General features: G+C 46.7%; 16 protein-coding genes and 1 pseudogene. 6 read left to right on the plus strand and 11 right to left on the minus strand.

The genetic code is table 11. The features are described 5' to 3' along the window. The first annotated feature begins 129 nt into the window (after positions 1–129). Positions 130–336, plus strand: coding sequence for a hypothetical protein (locus tag NKT06_RS27335; RefSeq protein WP_091019193.1), 207 nt, complete (start codon positions 130–132; stop codon positions 334–336). On the opposite strand, the gene NKT06_RS27340 is transcribed toward NKT06_RS27335, so the two are convergent. Continuing rightward, positions 333–1223 carry a phosphotransferase gene (locus tag NKT06_RS27340; RefSeq protein WP_253441037.1) on the minus strand — a complete coding sequence of 297 codons (891 nt, stop codon included), beginning with the start codon at positions 1221–1223 and terminating at the stop codon, positions 333–335. The two genes, NKT06_RS27335 and NKT06_RS27340, sit on opposite strands and share 4 nt — an antisense overlap. Before the next feature lie 190 nt (positions 1224–1413). Here NKT06_RS27340 and NKT06_RS27345 point away from each other — a divergent pair, with 190 nt between their 5' ends. Continuing rightward, entirely contained in the window at positions 1414–2523 is a 1110-nt protein-coding gene (locus NKT06_RS27345; protein WP_253441038.1) for a stalk domain-containing protein, read from the plus strand. Between the two features lie 89 nt (positions 2524–2612). Here the strand turns inward: NKT06_RS27345 and NKT06_RS27350 are convergent, their stop codons facing one another. The 3 genes from NKT06_RS27350 to NKT06_RS27360 all read right to left on the minus strand — a co-directional run bounded on the left by NKT06_RS27350 (position 2613) and on the right by NKT06_RS27360 (position 6184). Then, positions 2613–3293: a hypothetical protein gene (locus tag NKT06_RS27350; RefSeq protein ID WP_253441039.1), complete on the minus strand. Its 681-nt coding sequence runs from the start codon at positions 3291–3293 to the stop codon at positions 2613–2615. Between the two features lie 33 nt (positions 3294–3326). Further along, positions 3327–4379, minus strand: a complete 1053-nt coding sequence (locus tag NKT06_RS27355; RefSeq protein WP_253441040.1) for a hypothetical protein — start codon at positions 4377–4379, stop codon at positions 3327–3329. Positions 4380–4468: 89 nt separating this feature from the next. Beyond that, positions 4469–6184, minus strand: a complete 1716-nt coding sequence (locus tag NKT06_RS27360; protein WP_253441041.1) for a DUF6138 family protein — start codon at positions 6182–6184, stop codon at positions 4469–4471. A 331-nt stretch (positions 6185–6515) separates the two neighbouring features. Here NKT06_RS27360 and NKT06_RS27365 point away from each other — a divergent pair, with 331 nt between their 5' ends. Continuing rightward, positions 6516–6758 (plus strand): DUF7662 domain-containing protein, encoded by a 243-nt coding sequence (locus NKT06_RS27365; RefSeq protein WP_253441043.1) that lies wholly within the window; start codon positions 6516–6518, stop codon positions 6756–6758. 67 nt (positions 6759–6825) lie between these two features. On the opposite strand, the gene NKT06_RS27370 is transcribed toward NKT06_RS27365, so the two are convergent. From NKT06_RS27370 to NKT06_RS27380, 4 genes and pseudogenes are all read right to left on the minus strand, one after another. Beyond that, complete coding sequence (locus tag NKT06_RS27370; protein WP_253441045.1) at positions 6826–8478, minus strand: extracellular solute-binding protein; 1653 nt, start codon at positions 8476–8478, stop codon at positions 6826–6828. A 239-nt stretch (positions 8479–8717) separates the two neighbouring features. Beyond that, positions 8718–9575 carry a helix-turn-helix transcriptional regulator gene (locus tag NKT06_RS32035; RefSeq protein WP_483311637.1) on the minus strand — a complete coding sequence of 286 codons (858 nt, stop codon included), beginning with the start codon at positions 9573–9575 and terminating at the stop codon, positions 8718–8720. 447 nt (positions 9576–10022) lie between these two features. Next, positions 10023–10310: pseudogene (locus tag NKT06_RS32040) on the minus strand (response regulator); the annotation flags it as partial. Beyond that, positions 10285–12045: a sensor histidine kinase gene (locus NKT06_RS27380; RefSeq protein ID WP_253441049.1), complete on the minus strand. Its 1761-nt coding sequence runs from the start codon at positions 12043–12045 to the stop codon at positions 10285–10287. The pseudogene NKT06_RS32040 and the gene NKT06_RS27380, both read right to left, overlap by 26 nt. A 162-nt stretch (positions 12046–12207) precedes the next feature. Here NKT06_RS27380 and NKT06_RS27385 point away from each other — a divergent pair, with 162 nt between their 5' ends. From NKT06_RS27385 to NKT06_RS27395, 3 genes are all read left to right on the plus strand, one after another. After that, the gene (locus tag NKT06_RS27385) at positions 12208–12486 is read left to right on the plus strand and encodes a hypothetical protein (protein WP_253441051.1); all 279 of its coding nucleotides are present in this window, start codon (positions 12208–12210) and stop codon (positions 12484–12486) included. Positions 12487–12784: 298 nt separating this feature from the next. Then, positions 12785–13705 carry an ABC transporter permease gene (locus tag NKT06_RS27390; RefSeq protein ID WP_124118238.1) on the plus strand — a complete coding sequence of 307 codons (921 nt, stop codon included), beginning with the start codon at positions 12785–12787 and terminating at the stop codon, positions 13703–13705. A gap of 34 nt (positions 13706–13739) precedes the next feature. Beyond that, positions 13740–14618, plus strand: coding sequence for a carbohydrate ABC transporter permease (locus tag NKT06_RS27395; RefSeq protein WP_017692164.1), 879 nt, complete (start codon positions 13740–13742; stop codon positions 14616–14618). Between the two features lie 62 nt (positions 14619–14680). On the opposite strand, the gene NKT06_RS27400 is transcribed toward NKT06_RS27395, so the two are convergent. The 3 genes from NKT06_RS27400 to NKT06_RS27410 form a co-directional block, all read right to left on the minus strand. Continuing rightward, entirely contained in the window at positions 14681–14869 is a 189-nt protein-coding gene (locus tag NKT06_RS27400) for an aspartyl-phosphate phosphatase Spo0E family protein (protein WP_253441053.1), read from the minus strand. Between the two features lie 249 nt (positions 14870–15118). Next, positions 15119–16141 carry a hypothetical protein gene (locus NKT06_RS27405; protein ID WP_253441055.1) on the minus strand — a complete coding sequence of 341 codons (1023 nt, stop codon included), beginning with the start codon at positions 16139–16141 and terminating at the stop codon, positions 15119–15121. Positions 16142–16165: 24 nt separating this feature from the next. Next, positions 16166–17164 carry a cysteine peptidase family C39 domain-containing protein gene (locus NKT06_RS27410; protein ID WP_253441057.1) on the minus strand — a complete coding sequence of 333 codons (999 nt, stop codon included), beginning with the start codon at positions 17162–17164 and terminating at the stop codon, positions 16166–16168. Positions 17165–17172: the final 8 nt, after the last annotated feature.

Below are 17172 nucleotides of genomic sequence, written 5' to 3' on the forward strand. Positions count from 1 at the left end.
ATCAATGACTACCTACGTACTGTAAGACAATTACTTCATTTCCCTTTATTTCTCAACTATAGCTTACATCAAAGGTTATCTTGAAGTACAATAAAGACATATCAACTTATTCGCGAAGGAGGTTCATTCATGACCTGGTTGCCTTATGTTTTAATTGTAGGAATCGCCCTATTTGGAGGTATTGCTACCCTGATTATCGGAAATTCCAAAGCCAATCAGACCAGCAACCCCGAATATGATCGCCGCACAAAGCAAAACCTCAGTAAACTTTCCTATGTATACGTTGGTGCAATTGTACTTGGTTTTGGCGGACTAGTCCTCTATCTTTTCAACTAAAATGTTTCGATTCGGCAAAGAATACGTTCAAACATGCCTAGCAGCTTAAGTTTTCGTTCTACATATCCAATGGTTGAGGGGCCATCTCCCCTCTCCCTGATTACTGCCAAAAATCCGCGTAACATCCATACTTGTAACTGATCGTATAGCTGCCTCCTGTTAAAATTAGCATTCTCCTGCACATAACCCTCTTCAAAGTCAGCCATAATCTTTCCAAGTTCTTGCCTATGTGTTGATGCGGGAATTGTAGAAGTCAGTACAGCTGCCAGATCAAAATGATGATCATCCATTCTTACTTCACCGAAATCAATAATGTAGATGGACTCTTTTGTAAACAACAAGTTCCACATGCCTAGATCCCCATGAATGACTGAATGGTTCGTCTTGCGAAATTCCAGACACTCCTCTGTAAGCTGGGCTAACGTACGAACTTGTTCAGATGACGAAGCTAACACTACATTGGAAACCTCACCCCATAATTGAGATAACTCGAAACGATCTTCCATACCAGCAACCTTAAGATGATTCGTCGTACGATGAAAAAGACCGATCACCTGACCTAACCGGACAAAGTCAATTTCACTTTGGGAACGCGGAAGCAAATCCTCTATGTATATCTGCAAATTATAAAACTCATTATTATATGTAATATACGGAATCTTGTATTTTGTCTGTATCATGGATGGTGAAATGTTTACCGATGCCAATGCCTGAACCATTTCATACTCAATCCACGCCTGTTGTTCGTTCCTCAGTTTACGTAAAACGAACTTACCTTGTGTAGCCTCAATTAACATCGCTTTAGAACTATTACCGTGTTCTATGGCATTAAATCCTACAATATTCCCTATATCATAATGAACTGCCACGTAATGAAAAATTGTCATGCCTTCACCTCGTTTCCTGATCCTAAGCGATCTATTCAACAGACAGATGCTAGTCTCCTGTCTCTATACACATGTTTACAAGTTGGAGATAATTCAGAATTATTCTGGATATGTTCGGGGTTTAATATAAAGCCATAAGGGACAGCGAGCCCATTAAACAAAACCAACCCCCAACTTGAAGGAGAGATATATGATGAAAAAAAACATGAAGAAATCCGTAGCAACGATGATGGTACTGGGCATGACATTAACAGGAGCAACGGGCGTATTTGCCGGAACGCAGCTTGAGAAAATCTCTGCATACCTTAACCATGGAATCAGCTTCAATGTCGATGGAGCGGCTTACTCACCAACCGATGGCAATGGCAACAAACTCGCTCCAATTACCTATAACAACTCTACTTATCTGCCTGTACGTGCCCTTGCCGATGCGCTTCATGTGCCTGTATCCTATGACGGCAAAAAAGGTCAGGTCATTATTGGCCAAGCGACAAGTAATCCATCTGCATTGACGAATGTAACGTATAGCGCAACACAGAAAGAGGCAATTCAAAAGGCTTTTGCACAATTCGATGGGTTCGAGACAGCTTATGCCCCTCAGCAGATGATTGCAGGTGACACGTTCAAAAGTGTAGGTGCGGGTGGCGACGGCGTAAGCTTTGTTTTCAACCATATGAAAGTGGATGTGTCTCCAAGAGATTATTCAGACGGTTATACGAGCAAAGACGTGAAACTGTCCAATGGCGTGATGGCCAAATGGTACACACCAGACCAAACGGGCATGCTCACGTTCCAACTGGATGATCGCTATGTTACCCTTAGCTCGCCGGATCATAAGTTGAGTCAAGCTCAGTTGCAACAAGTCGCGGTCTCTGTTCAAAAGGTAACTGGCAACAACGATCAAGGGATCACCGCATTCGCTGATGTGAACTATAGCAAGCAACAATTGGATAACATTCGCAAAGCATTTGCGAAGTTTGACGGGTTCACAACAGCTTATGCCCCACAACATATGGTTGCTGGAGACACGTTCAAAAGCGTAGGTGCAGGCGGCGATGGTGTAAACTTTGTTTTTAATCGCATGAATATCACGGTATCTCCTAAAGACTACTCGTTCAGCTATGATGGCAAAACGGTCAAACTGCCTAATGGCATATCAGCCAAATGGTATACACCAGACCAAACGGATATGCTCACGTTCAAACTGGATGATCGTTATGTAACCATCAGCTCACCGAATAACCAATTGACTCACACTCAGCTGGAGCAAATGGCGGTATCTGTACAAAAAGTGAAATAATCGATGCACGATTCTTATCATCGGAATAGAAAATAAAAACACACATCATTTCGGTCCCGCTCTATGAGTTGGGGCTGATTTGATGTGTATTACGTATTCTCAAGCTCTGCTTCAAAGACCTCTGCCTTATTCATGACCTGGCGAAGCCAGTAATACCGATGCAAGTCCATGATAAAGTGAAACACGACAAAAGCCAGCATAATGTATATACACATTAGCACAACAGCCACAGTCTGCTGTGTAACAAAGGCCAGTGAAATATTGGCCAGAAGATATGTTCCGCCCGTAATCATCGTTAATGTGGCAACAGGCACACCCGTGCTCTTATCCCCTTTTCTACGCTGAGGAGGCTGCTGCAACCTACGCAAACGAAACTTCACGTATTGGAATAAGGCAAAACCATATACCGCAAATGATCCAATGGCGTACCAAGGTGTCGACAGACCAAGTGTCCCGTAGGCAAACTTCTGTATAGTTACCATAAATCCCACAGAACAAACGATGCCAAATACGCCTCGGAACAGTACATAATTCAGTTGGAGTCTGCGTGGGGCAACAATCAGGGCAATCGCCCATATATTCATAAAGGCTAGCGGTGGCACGAGAATATACGCATACAGCGATTGGAACGGGACACTGAACAGGGGAATAAGCAGAAATACGTTAAGAAAAAACAGGACAAGTATACCTGCACTCAGCCGAATACCATCTACTGCATAGATAACATAAGGTGAACCTTCATACGGTTTTGAACGTTTATTGTTCGCCATAATAGCTTCCTTGATAGATAGGTTTCGTCATAATTACAGTGCCACTTCCGGCAACCGAACAACCCTGCGATAGTACATCGCATCCATCAAATCCTCCCAGTCGAGTTCACTAGCATTAACGTCTCGATAATACACCGCAGCAGCAGGCAAGAAGCCAACCAGCGGCCCTGTACCACCACATATCAGACTCCCGCCGTCTCCGCCCTTGGGCATCACATCCCCGGCCGAATCGAGCGTAAGCTCATATTTGTAGGGATCACCAGCAAACTTTATGCCAAAGAAATTCGGCATTTCCAAATCATAAGAATGATCATCCTTTTCTTCAACTCGTGAAGAAGCCGTCTCTGCCGATCCATCCACAATTTCATCCATGCCTTCCAGACTTCCAAAATGCCTCAGTTTCATCGTGTAGTCGAAGCTGTCCCCCCAGGGAAATAACGTGCGACAACCGCCACCATAGATATACTCCCATTCATCTTCAGTCAGCAAACCAAAGCCCGCCGCTGCTTCCTCTCTCACAACGTCTTCCAGCTCTATTCCTTCGTTAAACCACAGGATTCGCACTGCATCTTCACTTTGGCGAATCAGACGGAATTGTTGGTGCAATTCATATTCACGTATATCCGATTGCTTAAACTGCTCCAGTGCCGCAGGGAAATCTGGGTCTTCCTGTGCGAATGCTTCCTCCTCCGATACTTCAATCCATCCAAGCGAGATCAGTTCACATTCCACAAGCATCGGCGCAATAGTAACTTCTCTCACAGGTGACATCTGACTCGCCAGAAACGAATCCACGTCCTCTACACCATACTCAGTGACCGTTTCATGCAGGTCGGCTGAGGTTTCTTCGTTCATACCATGCTGCCAACGATCCCAGCCGAGGGTTATGCGGTCCCCAGGTACAAATACAAACCTCTCCTCCTCATGCCTAAACACTCCTGTCTCGATTCGCTGACCAAATCGTTCAAATGTCTCGAGACCCTCATATACCATACCTTCCGGTAATTGACGAACAAGCTTACGCATCCAGGCCTCTTTGTCCTGAGCATTCAACCCCTGCCACATGTCTCGTTTTAATGCTTCCATAACTCTCCCCACCTTTACTTATATACTTCCACTTCTCTAAAATGCTTTACTGGCTGGCACAGCACAATCTGACTTGCCTTGTTTGCATTCTATTTCCCTGCGGCCTGCAACAGTTTTAGCAGTAATTCCTTCCGTCTTCCCTCCGCTTTGCGAGCCAGCGTTGCAAGCTTTTCCATCTTGCCGAAGATCGGGTAAAGTACACGTTCCACTTCGTAATGCTCAAGTCCTTGAATCTGCCTAACCAACAGTTCGAATATTTCATCATTCTCCAGCTCAGTCTGAATCTTCAGCTTCAGACTGTCGGTCGAACGACGCAAGCTGGCGACTAACGCAGGTATGGATTGTGCTGTTACACCCTGTTGTTCCACAAATGCCGCAATGAACTTATCCTGAATTAACTGATGCTCATCATCCACTTCGCCCATGTAATATTCAACCAGCGGGAAATACCGCTCATCCACGAGCCCCAGCCCAAAGGTTGCATAACTGCCTGGCATACAGCTTTTCTCGCCCTCGGTATCCTCATAAAACTCAAACTCCTGGATAGCCTCACGCGCATACTCTTCCAGGAGTAGGTGCAACTCCGAGTACTCCAGTGCATTGGCAAAGAATCGGTGTGTATCCGACTTCGCGAGTCCTTTGATCGGCAAATACTGTTTTACGCTGGACTTGAGCTTGATCTTATAACTTTTCGGAAAGCCCTGTTTCAATAAATGCGTGATAAAGGTAAGTGCCTGCTGATAGGCACTCACCTCTTCCTTCCGAATGAGAATGGTTATCAGAGCAAAAACATCATTTGCTTTGCATTCCACTTCTTCCGTTTTCACATGAATATCCTCTTTCGCATACGTCCCGCTACCTTCCGTCATCATCAGTGCCGCACGTCTGCTGCCGAGTTGCTTCGCGAGTTCCAGATAAGTCTGACCTTGGGCTTTGCTATAATTCGGCTCAAATCGTAAAATCATCACTGCCGCGTATAACAGCAGATCTATGGGTTGAGTCCCGGGTACTTGCGCCTTCTGCTTCTTATCCGACGATTGATCTGTCTGTGATTCAACATCCCATTCCAACGTCGCTCCTGGCTTAAGCGAATATTCATTGGTACGATATGCAGAAGACTGCACATCATAATATTGTGGCAAGAACTGACTCTCCGCCCATGCCTTCAACGCACGAGTAATATCACCACGATGCTCGGCAAGTGCCTCCGGGCGACCCTGATTCAACTCTTGAATCCGGTCATACTGCCTGAGGATCCATGCTACATCCAGCTCAGGAAACAGTGTAGGGTCAAGCAGATGACGCGTCAAAAAGAAGGATTCCAACGGCTTTGTTGGATATGCACCGTTCTCCAGCTTCTGATCAATGTATGTATGAATACGCTCAAGCAACTGCTGCTTTTTCTCTTCATTGATATATTCCAGCAAAGTCAGTTGCAGCTTTCCTTCTGTTGTAGGGAATTTACCACGGAAGGTAAATCGATAGTCAATCAACGGGGAATCGGCCAGCTTGTCCAGTCTTCCCTGAACAACCTCTACAAGCTTAGGTCCAATCTCATTACGAACCTGTTCCTCGGTAAAGGCTCCTGCCTGCTTCGATTTCAGACCATCATCCAAACCCAGATCCACACTGTCTAATGTAGTCCGTCCAGGTCTATAATCCAGCAAAATATCATTGAAGATGCCTATTTGCAGCGTAGTTCGCTTCGTAACATTTTCCAAGTCATCCCGCTGTTCCTGTTCATCAAACCATTCATGAATTGTCGTCATCATCTCTTCCATTGCCTGGTCATAAAGTGTACTCATCTAATCTCCTGCCTTCCCATGCATCTAATGATGTTCACCAACCACACTTGAACCTCTATGAATCCCGGATCAATCCGGGGCATCTATGTTATAAATACGTATTGATGTTCGTATACTACCTATTATTTTACTCTCTCAAGTACACCGGGAACAATAAGGCAGCAGGGGGAGAAAAGGTGGTGAAAGATGCCCATAAGTGGTATTTAAGACACGCCCTAGTCAAAGAGATCTACAGATGCCTTTCACATCTATGTAGGCTCTCGGTATGCCCTCGCTATCATCATCCCCACGTTGTATAATCATTGTATTCCTTTTCAGGAGGTCAGACGAAATGAGCTACAGCAAATACTTCCCCTTGGAAAACTATTTGAATCAGGTTTCAATCACCCTTACATATGCAGAGCTTGAGGAAATTCTCGGATTTACGTTCCCCCCTACAGCGTATAATCGCGAGCAATGGTGGGTCAATAATGCCATGAATCATACACAGGCACTATCCTGGTTAAATGCCGGATGGAAGGTGGATAACGTGATTTTAGGCAAAAACGTTACTTTTGTCCGCTGCGAGTCATAATATATCTGAGACACAAAAAAAGCAGGTTAGACTGATGAATTCATCAGTTCTACCCTGCTTTTTTTGTTTAATTGACTGTCTTATACCACTCGTTCACTTCGGCGGTAATATCATCGCCGCCCATGGATTTCCACTTTGTCACAAACGCATCAAATTCCTCAATGCCCACCTGACCATAGATGATCTTGCTGAACGTATCCTTCTCCAGCTTGTCGATCGCGTCCTTCTTCATTTTCATCGTCTCGGTTGGAGCTCCCGTGAACTTGTTCTTGATCGCATTATCTTTATTCGCAACGACCACTTCAGCGGCCGCAAATACTTCAGGTTTGTTCGCAATCTTCGTATTTTTCTCAAAAGGCGTCTCCGGCTCTTTGCCCTTCGCAAGTTCCGCCAGCGTATCCATCATCAGATTCGGAATCCGTGCACCATCATACGTAATCGTATATTTGAGTGGTGATACGCCGTCCTTCACCTCAGCTTCACCAACGACTTTGCCATCCACGATGTCATAGTCATATCCTTGCGCAAATCCATGCTCGAACTCGCTGCCCACTTCCGGGTTGGCAAAATTGTCGAACAGATAATTCTGATAAGTGAAGAAAATCTCCGGGTTCGCCATATCTTTGTTAATCAGCACAACGCCGTTACTTGCACCAGATCCATGTTGGTGGCTCTCACCTGTTGGCCCTGTAGGTAATGCAATGGCTTTGTACGTGGCACCATCCACATTTTTCTTCACATCATCAATCGGCCAGTTCGGCATCCAGTGTGGTCCCACGATAATGCCTGCTTTACCTGCGGTGAACAGTTCTGCTGCCTTGATCTCGTCATAAACGCCAGCTTCTTTGGGCAGGTAACCTTTGGACAACCAATCCTTCATCGTCGCAAGGCCTTCCTTCACACCTGGCTGAATGGAACCATATTGCAGTGTTCCGTCTCCGGCATCATTCCACTGTCCAGGCATCGTGTTGTACATGCCGAAGATCCAGCCGGATTCCGTCATCCAGGTATTAAGTGCATTCTTCATGCCCACGGTCAGACCATACGTATCGTTCTTGCCGTTCCCATCGGGGTCCTGATTTGTAAAAGCATCCATGACCGTAACCAGTTCATCGATCGTTTTCGGTTCTTCCAGTCCCAGCTTCTTCAGCCAGTCCTCCCGGATAAACATGACCGAATCGCCATTGTAGGCATAATCGAAGATTGGAATGCCGTAACGCTCGCCCTCATACATGTACGGATACCATTCTTCCGGTGCCGATTCAGATGCCTGTTTCCAGGTGTCCGAAGCATACTTGTCAAACAACTCACCTGCATTGGCAAACTTGCCGGACTCAATTAATTCCCGCACCAGATTGTAGTCCCCCCGAATGGATACAATATCCGGCAGTTCTTCGTTAGCCGACAGGGACAGGCGCAATTTCGTGTAAAATGCATCATTCGTTACCGATACAGCCCACGGTGTAGTCAGATCGATGCCGAGTCGTTCCTTGGCCCATTTCGAATGCACATTGTTCTGTGCCGTTTCCCCATTCTTGAACTTCGTATCATCATTCCAGGCCCGCAGATAACTCATCTGTACCGCAGGTTCATACTTCCCGTCTTGCAGAGCAAGTGGTGCAGCAGCTTCCTTGGCCGGTTCTTCCTTGGCCCCCGAACTGCATGCCGTTACAGCAACCATCGTTATTGCGAGTAATGCCGTCATCATTTTTCTATACATGAACTAACCCCTCCTCAGGTAACTTGGATACCCTTATGTGCCAAATGCACCTCTGCATTTGCCATCATTCGATTTCAACCGCTCACGGGTACAAAATATGGACGAACAACACCATATCGATCCTTATTTTGCTGATGCAAGCCGCTGATTGAATTGATGCCAAATGCACCTTACATGAAAAGAATAGTGCAGCCGGGGAGGCAAACATATATCACAATTTCAATGTTCATATCGATTTGTTAACCGTTCCGAAAATCCTGCGGGGTCAGTCCATAATGTTTGCGGAACACCTGAATGAAATAAGGGGTGTTGTTGTATCCCACTTCCTGACCGACTTCATAGATCTTCATCGCCGTATGCTTGAGCAAATGAACCGCACGTTCCATTCTGGAACGGATAATGTAATCACTAATGCCTTCCCCTGTGGATTGTTTATACATTTTCGACAGATATACCGGGTGCAGATGCACCTCTCCGGCAATGACCTGCAACGATAAATCCTCGCCCAGATGATGGTCAATCCATTGCTGCACCTGCCGAATCAGCGTTGATCCGGCATCCTGTCCCGCATCGCTCGTGCTCTCTTCCCACTGCTGCATCACAGACCGAGTCCACGTTTCCAGACTACGCAGTGAGATGCCATAACCATCCTTGAGCAACTGCTGGTACTGCTCGCCAAGCACTTCGGTTAACTGTCTTCCTTCCCGATGAGCCATCGTTGAGAATGCTGCCGCCAGATAATGAAAGGCCACATACACATGCTCCGGGAACACGCTGTTCGACAGTTCGGCAAAGATCTGATCAATCTTGCGGTGTGCATCCTCCATGCGCCCCGCTTCCATTAATGTCGTTAGTCCCGGCGGTTCATACAGTGCAGCTAGTGACTTCAACGTGGCCCCACTGGTTCCTGCCGCCGCATTCAAGTGCAAGCCTTTGCCCGCCTCTGCCTGCTTGCGAAGTGCACTCACGGCTTGATGATATAGCTGGGGCACCTGATCAGGGAAACGTCCCATACGACTAACGGACAGGGAAATGGTGGCGTTCAGATACTGCCTTACACTGTGGATCAACCGCTCTCCAAGTCGTCCCATTAGCATTTCCGGTTCGGATTGGGTTTGTTTGGGACTAGCCATAAAGACCAGATCATCATAAGCGTCATCCGTATGACAGAGATGATAAGTACTCCCGTAGATCTCTTCCACCACATTTGAGATGGCGTATTTCATCAGTCGAAACGCTTTATGTGTAGGTTGATGGTCATCATACCGGATGAGCAGCAGTTGCATTTTATCCTGTGGACGGAACCCGATCTCCAGTTGCTCCAGCTTGCCTACAAGTTCGTCATTCGCAAATTTATGCCCTAACAGTACATCCTTCATCAGCTCCGCCCGCTTCTCCGGCAGATGTTCCCTCACTGAATACATGGCCCGCTGATGAAGCATTTGTTTCTCACCCTCCAGGCGAATCTGCACGGCGGCCTGCTGCACGGATTCGATCAGTTCCTCATCCCTGACCGGTTTGAGCAGATAACTGACTGTCCCATGTTTGAGCGCCTGCTTCGCATAATCGAAGGAAGCATGCCCCGATAAAATAATACATTTGGTCTGTTCCCACTTCTGCCGAATGTGACTGACCAGATCCAGACCGGACAGACCCGGCATGCGGATATCCGTGATAATAATATGGACCTGATGTGCTGCCATATGTTCCAGTGCCTCTTTGACTGAATAAGCTTTGAATACCTGGCCAATCCCGTGTTCTCTCCACGGTATGGAGACAGCGATTGACTCTACTGCGGAATGTTCATCATCCACGACCATCAGATTCATCATGCGGTTGTTCCTCCTCAAACCATCGAATTTCTACACTAAGTCCACCATAGGGAATCGCTCCAAAATGAAGGCCGGACGACAGCCCATATCGCGTAATGAGACGCTGGTGTACATTCCATGTACCCGTTCCAATCTCTTCGCCCATCGGTTCATTAATCTCCCGTTCCAATTCCGCAATCTCTTCCGCTGTCAGCGTGACACCGTCATTGTCTACAAACAGGCTATATCTTGTATATTTCCGTCCCTCAATATGTTCGGGTACCGCCATCCCCGTTACGACGACATGCCCACTGCCTTCCATCGGCTCAATGCCGTGGATCACCGCATTTTCTACAATGGGCTGAATGAGCAGTCGCGGAATATGAAGCTGCATCAATTGCTGCGGTACGGCGATCTCGTAGGTCAGCCGGTTGGTCCGCATCTGCTGGATGGACAGATAATGATCCAGCAGCCGGATCTCTTCCTCCACTGTTGTCATGTCATTCTCGCCACGCGTAATGTAGCGATAGTAATCTCCCAGACTTAGCGACATGGCAATAACCGCTTCTCGGTTGCCAAGCTGGGTCATATTTTTGATATAAAACAGGCAGTTGTACAGGAAATGCGGATTGATCTGTGATTGCAGATGTTTCAGTGTGGCTTCCCGTGAGCGGATACGTTCCTCGTATACCTTCTCGATCAATTCCTGAATCTGCTCCGCCATATGGTTGAAGCTCTGGGTCAGATACGCGAATTCGTCACGGGAGTGATCGACTGGAATCCGCGTGGACAACTGACCTTTGCGAATCTGTTGCAGCCCTCTCATCAAGCGATGAATGGGCACCTGAACTTTTCGATACAAAAGCAATGCAGCCCCGATACTCAGCACAAGCAATAGCAGAATGGAGGTAATAAACATATTTCGGCTCTTGTCCATCGGGGTTAGCAAATCATCCAACACCACCGGGTTCACGTATACTGCTTGCAGTTGTTTGGAGTGCACGTAACTGACCAGATATTGTTTACCGCCCACCTCCAATTGATGATTACCTTCTCTCTCCGGTCCGTTAAAGGGGATATCACGCATGATCGCTTCGACCAGTTCGGGGTCCGCCGTACGGTTCAGCAACGGATCATTACCCGGTACGAGCAAGAAAGGATCTCCGCCCTGCGTTTCTTTGAAATCATCCAACATGGCAACCACGTTCATCGGGTCAAAATTAATCTCCATCACCGTTCGCACGCCTGTGTTCACCGGTTTTTCATTCCACTCGTAGTTATCCGTGAAAAAGTAGGTGAAACTCCCCTTCTCCAGCTGCCATTGGCCAGGTTGCGGGAACGTCAACATCTTCTCATCGTAGACCGTCCGGCTGGACATAGTGGACAACACAAGTTCCGCTTGTGGCAGCACAATCGTAATATCGTTCTTCCAACGGCTGGTGGATTGGTACAACGATAATTTGTCGAGAATATCCAGATAAATGCTGTTTTTCTCATATTGGCTGGTGGAGTCCGTCATGTAACGGTAGTGCAGGATACTCGGATCTCGCAGCAACGTCAGGCCATACAGCGAGAGCTGCTCGATATTTTTATCCACCTGGGAACTGAAATAATTGAACTGGTTCAGACTCGACTGTTGTTTCTCTTCAACGACCATGTCCACATTTGCCTGGTTCGCGTACGTATAGAGCAGCAGAATGGGTACAAGCAGGCAGATTAAGAGAATGACCGTCTTCGCAAATACTGTGAATTTCATCGTTTCACCCTGTCCCTGAATTTGAAGTCCTTCTATACCGAAGTCCTATTTTATATTGAAAACCCTTACATTTCTAGTTGATTTTATATTCGCACGCTTTCCTGTGATCTGAAATCCCCTTATACTGGGAGTGAAATCAACATTTCGTGAGGGGGCTCTGTGATGCAACTGACAGAACAAGGCATTTTGCATATTGAAGAAGAAGATATCTCCAGCTTGTACTGTTATCGGGACATGGATGGCATGGCTTTTGATGTTTCGTTCCTGTTTGAGTTACAGCTTCAGGGATTAACGTTGCCACCTGGCAGCGTTCGTGGGATTCAGTTTGATTTTGAGGAAGAAGAGGCCCCCCTCTATGAAGAAAGGGAACGTCTAGTGGCCGAGGTGCAGTCAGCGGTTCGTACCGTTGATGCGCAGTATGATGGCTCGATTGTGAAATGATATAGGGACGTTCAGCTTAACAAGTATTTAGATGACGGACAACAGGAGCTGACCTGATGACAGGAGCATTGGACTTTCGAGTCGGATGCTCTTTTTTGCTGTTTTCATCAACAAGTTAATATTTCAACATCCGCATTGAAATGTTGTTCTATAGTCAGCCCTTTTCCGTTGCTATAATTCAGTTGCTCCACTCTGTGCAGAGGCTTTCTCGCCTCATGTTGCCAGGGTTGGACGAGATAAAGGAGGGACCCTGATGGCTATCGAACAACCGTTAACAACCCATACGCCGGTGCGAAAAATGACACCCCATCCACGCAAACGTACCCGCTGGAATTTCAAACGTACGTGGCCGCTGCATCTGATGCTGCTGCCTGCTGTACTGCTCACATTGCTGTTCGCCTATGTGCCCATGGGCGGCATTATTATTGCTTTTCAGGATTTTAAACCGTGGCTGGGGTTCACTGGCTCCAAATGGGTGGGCTGGGACAACTTCCGGTTCATGTTCGAATATCCCGACAGCGTTCAGGTCATCTGGAACACGGTACTGATCGCTTCAATGAAAATTGTGGCCGGACTTATCGCCCCTGTGGTGTTCGCCATTTTACTGAATGAGGTTCGGAACTCCACATTCAAACGTTTCTCACAGACCTTGGTGTATCTGCCCCATTTCCTGTCCTGGGTTGTCCTGGGCGGCATTCTGCTCGATATGTTATCACCAGAAGGTGGACTGGTAAACCAGGTGTTAGCGGCGGCCGGTGTTGAACCGATTTTCTTTCTGGGGGATGGCGACTGGTTCCGTGTAACGGTGGTTGTCAGTGATGTATGGAAGGAATTTGGATTCGGCACAATTGTATTTCTGGCAGCACTTGCGGGCATTAACCCCGCATTGTATGAGGCTTCTGAGGTAGATGGAGCAACACGACTCAGACAGACATTACACATTACCCTGCCTGCGCTCGTACCGATGATTATCGTGGTAGGTACGTTATCGCTGGGCAATATTCTGAATGCAGGCTTTGACCAGATCTTTAACCTGTACAATCCACTGGTGTATGAGAAAGGCGATATTATCGATACCTTTGTCTACCGGATGGGAATTCTGAATGGCAAAATGAGCTTTGCGACCGCTGTTGGACTATTCAAATCATTTGTCGCGATGTTCCTGGTCATCTCTGCGTACCGGATGGCGTACAAAATCGCCAATTATCGTATTTTCTAAAAGGGTTAGCATAATGCATTAAGGAGGAATCAAGGTGTATCACAAAACAACCGGGTACCGTATATTCAATGGTTTCAACCTGATATTCATCGCGGCCGTCTCCATCCTGTGCATCCTGCCGCTGGTCCATATTCTGGCGGTTTCCTTCAGTGGTAAGGCGGCAGCATCCGCCAATCTGGTGACACTTTGGCCGATTGATTTTACGGTGGACGCGTACACCAAAACATTTGGTAACAGTAACTTTCTCAGTGCACTCTGGATTTCAGTCCAGCGTACGGTTCTTGGCACACTGCTCAGTATGACACTTGTCTTCCTGACGGCTTATCCGTTATCCAAGGAAAGTCTGCACTTCAAGGGGCGCTCGTTATATGCATGGTTTTTCATCTTCACGATGCTGTTCAGCGGGGGATTGATTCCGTCCTATATTTTGATTCAGAAGCTTGGACTGATTAATACGATGTGGGCACTGATTTTGCCAGGAGCGGTCGCTGTTTGGAACCTGATTCTGATGATGAACTTTTTCCGCAACGTACCGAAAGAGCTGGAAGAAGCTGCATTTATTGATGGGGCCAATCATATCACGACCCTGTTCAAAATTTATCTGCCTGTATCCATGCCAGCGATTGCGACGATCTCTTTATTCACGATGGTAGGTCAGTGGAATTCCTGGTTCGACGGGCTGATCTATATGAATGATGCTTCCAAATACCCACTCGCCACGTTAATGCAGACCATAATCGTACAGCAGGATTTCTCCAACATGAACGTGGATGCCACACAGCTCCAGAACATGTCTCAACGTACGGTGAATGCGGCTCAAATCTTTATTGGCGCTCTGCCGATTCTGCTCGTGTACCCGTTCTTGCAGCGTTTCTTCGTAAAGGGAATTGTGCTCGGGGCGGTAAAAGAGTAAGGCAAACACGGAATCCCGTTATGGGATTCTTCTTCGTTCTATAAGTGCATTCCATAAGCTCATTATTTCAGTTGTTTTGGGATTTTTCTGCCGCGAATAGCGTTGTTATATTCATTAATTAATTCATCCAGCACCATGGATTGGCGAATAACCTCCGGATGCCACAGTTCCGCATATTGATCAGCAATCTGGTAGAGCCTTTGCCGTGCATGTTCGATACATTCCTGAATGGTTTCCGGATTATGTACCATACTCCCGCCCCCTGTTATCCTTGAATATCATCATCCAAAAAAGACCATCTAATATAATATTCGGAACAATAGGGGGTTTGGATTACCCCAAAATTAAAATTTTGGTTATTTTTTCTTGTGAAATTTATTATGGCGGGGTTCACATGAACTGATGTTACACATCTGTTCAAATCAAATAAACCGGATCGGCTGTCGCCTCTCCGGTTTTATTCAGCTGAGCTTTTCAATATGTTAGCTATCATGCTTCATTCATCTTAAACCTACGTCATCAAAGCGATTGTGTATCGTCTCTGGAAAGGCACGTTTAATGGCATCAATGGCACGTTGTTCGGTCACTCCTGCCTTTCGGATAAGCTCAATCACGTTTTGCATACATTTCGGTTCCTTCGTATTCCATGAGATCGAATCATTAACTACATCAACAATCCGCGAATACAGTTCTGCGAGCAATGCATACTCATGCATGACATAAACCATCCGATCTGATAGGTACGCCAGCCCTGCAACATAAGAAGCAATGTCCAGTCTTGATCTGGCATAATAGCGCAGTACAGTCGCCGCTTGTTCTTTATCATATGCTCCAGCCTGCAAAGTAGCAGCCATAACCGTATACGCAGCCGCTCCACAGGCATAATCCTGGGAGGGCAGCATGTAGTCATGGGTTTCCCATTTGTATACGGCCTGAATTAATGATTCCTTGCAAACTTCCCATAGATCCACCGATTCATGAGATTCCAGCACCTGATAGTACCAGTATGGCGTACTGTTCCTGCCAAATGAATCATAAGAAAGACGAATGATTTCATTGCCTTTACTTTCACAGATGAATAGCACCTGCTCCGCATCATCATATCCGGCTGCAATGACAAATTGATCATGCCAGAGAATCGCACCTACGCCCCGGTCAATGGACGCCTTGATGTCCAGCACGGCCTGCTTCTGATAGAGCGGAAAAGTCGGTTCAAATGAAAATCCACCATGTTGTCCCGTTGTTACGCCAAGAAAATCAGCCGCCACAAAGTTCTCTGCCATCCAGTTGTATGCCGAGATTGATTCTGCGGTCAGACGCCGATCCACCACTAATCGGAATGCACTTGCCGTCATACCTGCAATCATGTGGCGAGGGAAATCCATCCACTGTGTGTGCAATAAAATACGGTACATCGCATCTGTATACGAACCCACACCATTCCATGATAGGTGTGCATCAGCAGAGGTTGGGGCTTGCGGGAAGCGGATCCAGTCCTGCAATACTACTTTTGTCGCCATCATCCTTCACTCCCTTCCTCTCTCATCCTATCGTGCTGAATGTGCTCCCCACCGTGGTATAGTAGACCTTTTACGGTCAGGATACTTCCTTGATATCAATCGAAAATAATCAATAGCCTGCTCTTCCAGTGCTTTCGCCTTCACTAGTAACTGTGCTAGATCTTCTGTGATATCTGGTCTCAAGACACGTCTATTCTCCTGCTGAACCATATATCCTTTCATTTGGTCAATTAACGTCCCAAGCTGTTCATAGCATGTATAAGCCTGATCCAGTTCGTTCCATATCCCTCGAACATCCTGCAGATACATTCTTATTTCGGTTCGCGAATGGCAGAAGGATTCCAAAATATAACCCGCACCCGACTCATCAAAATCCCCACTCCGTAAAGCCAGCACCCACTCATCATATGCCTTTCTACCTGAAGCAATATTCTGATCAGGTAACAGACGATAGGGAATATCCCAATCCTCTATCGCCAGTCGCAGGGATTCCAGCAGCATCTGTTGTTCAGAAATGCGGACCTGACCACCAAATACCTGACAATACCAAAATCCGGTAAAGTTTAAACCGAAATTGTCATACAACAAAATCTGCGGTTCCTTGCTCCATCCGTCTTGCACATAAAAGATGCGGTCACGGTCATCATATCCAGAAATAACACCGAACTCAGGAATCCAGTAGATCACACCAGTGCCTTCATCAATACTGCGTCTCACCCAATTCACTGCATCCTGCTGGTAATAACCAAACGTGGAATGACGTGTACGTCCCCCATCCCAGATCGTAAATATCCCCAGGTTATCAACTCCGGGACGATGTGCTTCCCCCCATTGTCCATACGCTGTAACCGACATGGGAAGTAGCCGGCGATGCACCGCCAGCTTGAAAGCCATGCCTGTATATCCGGCAAGTACATATTTGGAACCTTGAAACTGGCCCGTATGGGTTAGTATCGCATGCAGACTATCCACGTATGATTTGGACTCCCGCTTCATGATGAGGTTATTTAACACGACTTCAGCCAAAGAAAAAG

The organism is Paenibacillus sp. 1781tsa1 (assembly GCF_024159265.1).
In the GTDB taxonomy this organism is placed as follows: Bacteria; Bacillota; Bacilli; order Paenibacillales; family Paenibacillaceae; genus Paenibacillus.

Coding starts and splice junctions, on each gene's coding strand:
- NKT06_RS27335 (WP_091019193.1), top strand. CDS start 130: ATGACCTGGTTGCCTTATGTTTTAATTGTAGGAATCGCCCTATTTGGA.
- NKT06_RS27340 (WP_253441037.1), bottom strand. CDS start 1,223: ATGACAATTTTTCATTACGTGGCAGTTCATTATGATATAGGGAATATT.
- NKT06_RS27345 (WP_253441038.1), top strand. CDS start 1,414: ATGATGAAAAAAAACATGAAGAAATCCGTAGCAACGATGATGGTACTG.
- NKT06_RS27350 (WP_253441039.1), bottom strand. CDS start 3,293: ATGGCGAACAATAAACGTTCAAAACCGTATGAAGGTTCACCTTATGTT.
- NKT06_RS27355 (WP_253441040.1), bottom strand. CDS start 4,379: ATGGAAGCATTAAAACGAGACATGTGGCAGGGGTTGAATGCTCAGGAC.
- NKT06_RS27360 (WP_253441041.1), bottom strand. CDS start 6,184: ATGAGTACACTTTATGACCAGGCAATGGAAGAGATGATGACGACAATT.
- NKT06_RS27365 (WP_253441043.1), top strand. CDS start 6,516: ATGAGCTACAGCAAATACTTCCCCTTGGAAAACTATTTGAATCAGGTT.
- NKT06_RS27370 (WP_253441045.1), bottom strand. CDS start 8,478: ATGTATAGAAAAATGATGACGGCATTACTCGCAATAACGATGGTTGCT.
- NKT06_RS32035 (WP_483311637.1), bottom strand. CDS start 9,575: ATGCTAATGGGACGACTTGGAGAGCGGTTGATCCACAGTGTAAGGCAG.
- NKT06_RS27380 (WP_253441049.1), bottom strand. CDS start 12,045: ATGAAATTCACAGTATTTGCGAAGACGGTCATTCTCTTAATCTGCCTG.
- NKT06_RS27385 (WP_253441051.1), top strand. CDS start 12,208: ATGCAACTGACAGAACAAGGCATTTTGCATATTGAAGAAGAAGATATC.
- NKT06_RS27390 (WP_124118238.1), top strand. CDS start 12,785: ATGACACCCCATCCACGCAAACGTACCCGCTGGAATTTCAAACGTACG.
- NKT06_RS27400 (WP_253441053.1), bottom strand. CDS start 14,869: ATGGTACATAATCCGGAAACCATTCAGGAATGTATCGAACATGCACGG.
- NKT06_RS27405 (WP_253441055.1), bottom strand. CDS start 16,141: ATGATGGCGACAAAAGTAGTATTGCAGGACTGGATCCGCTTCCCGCAA.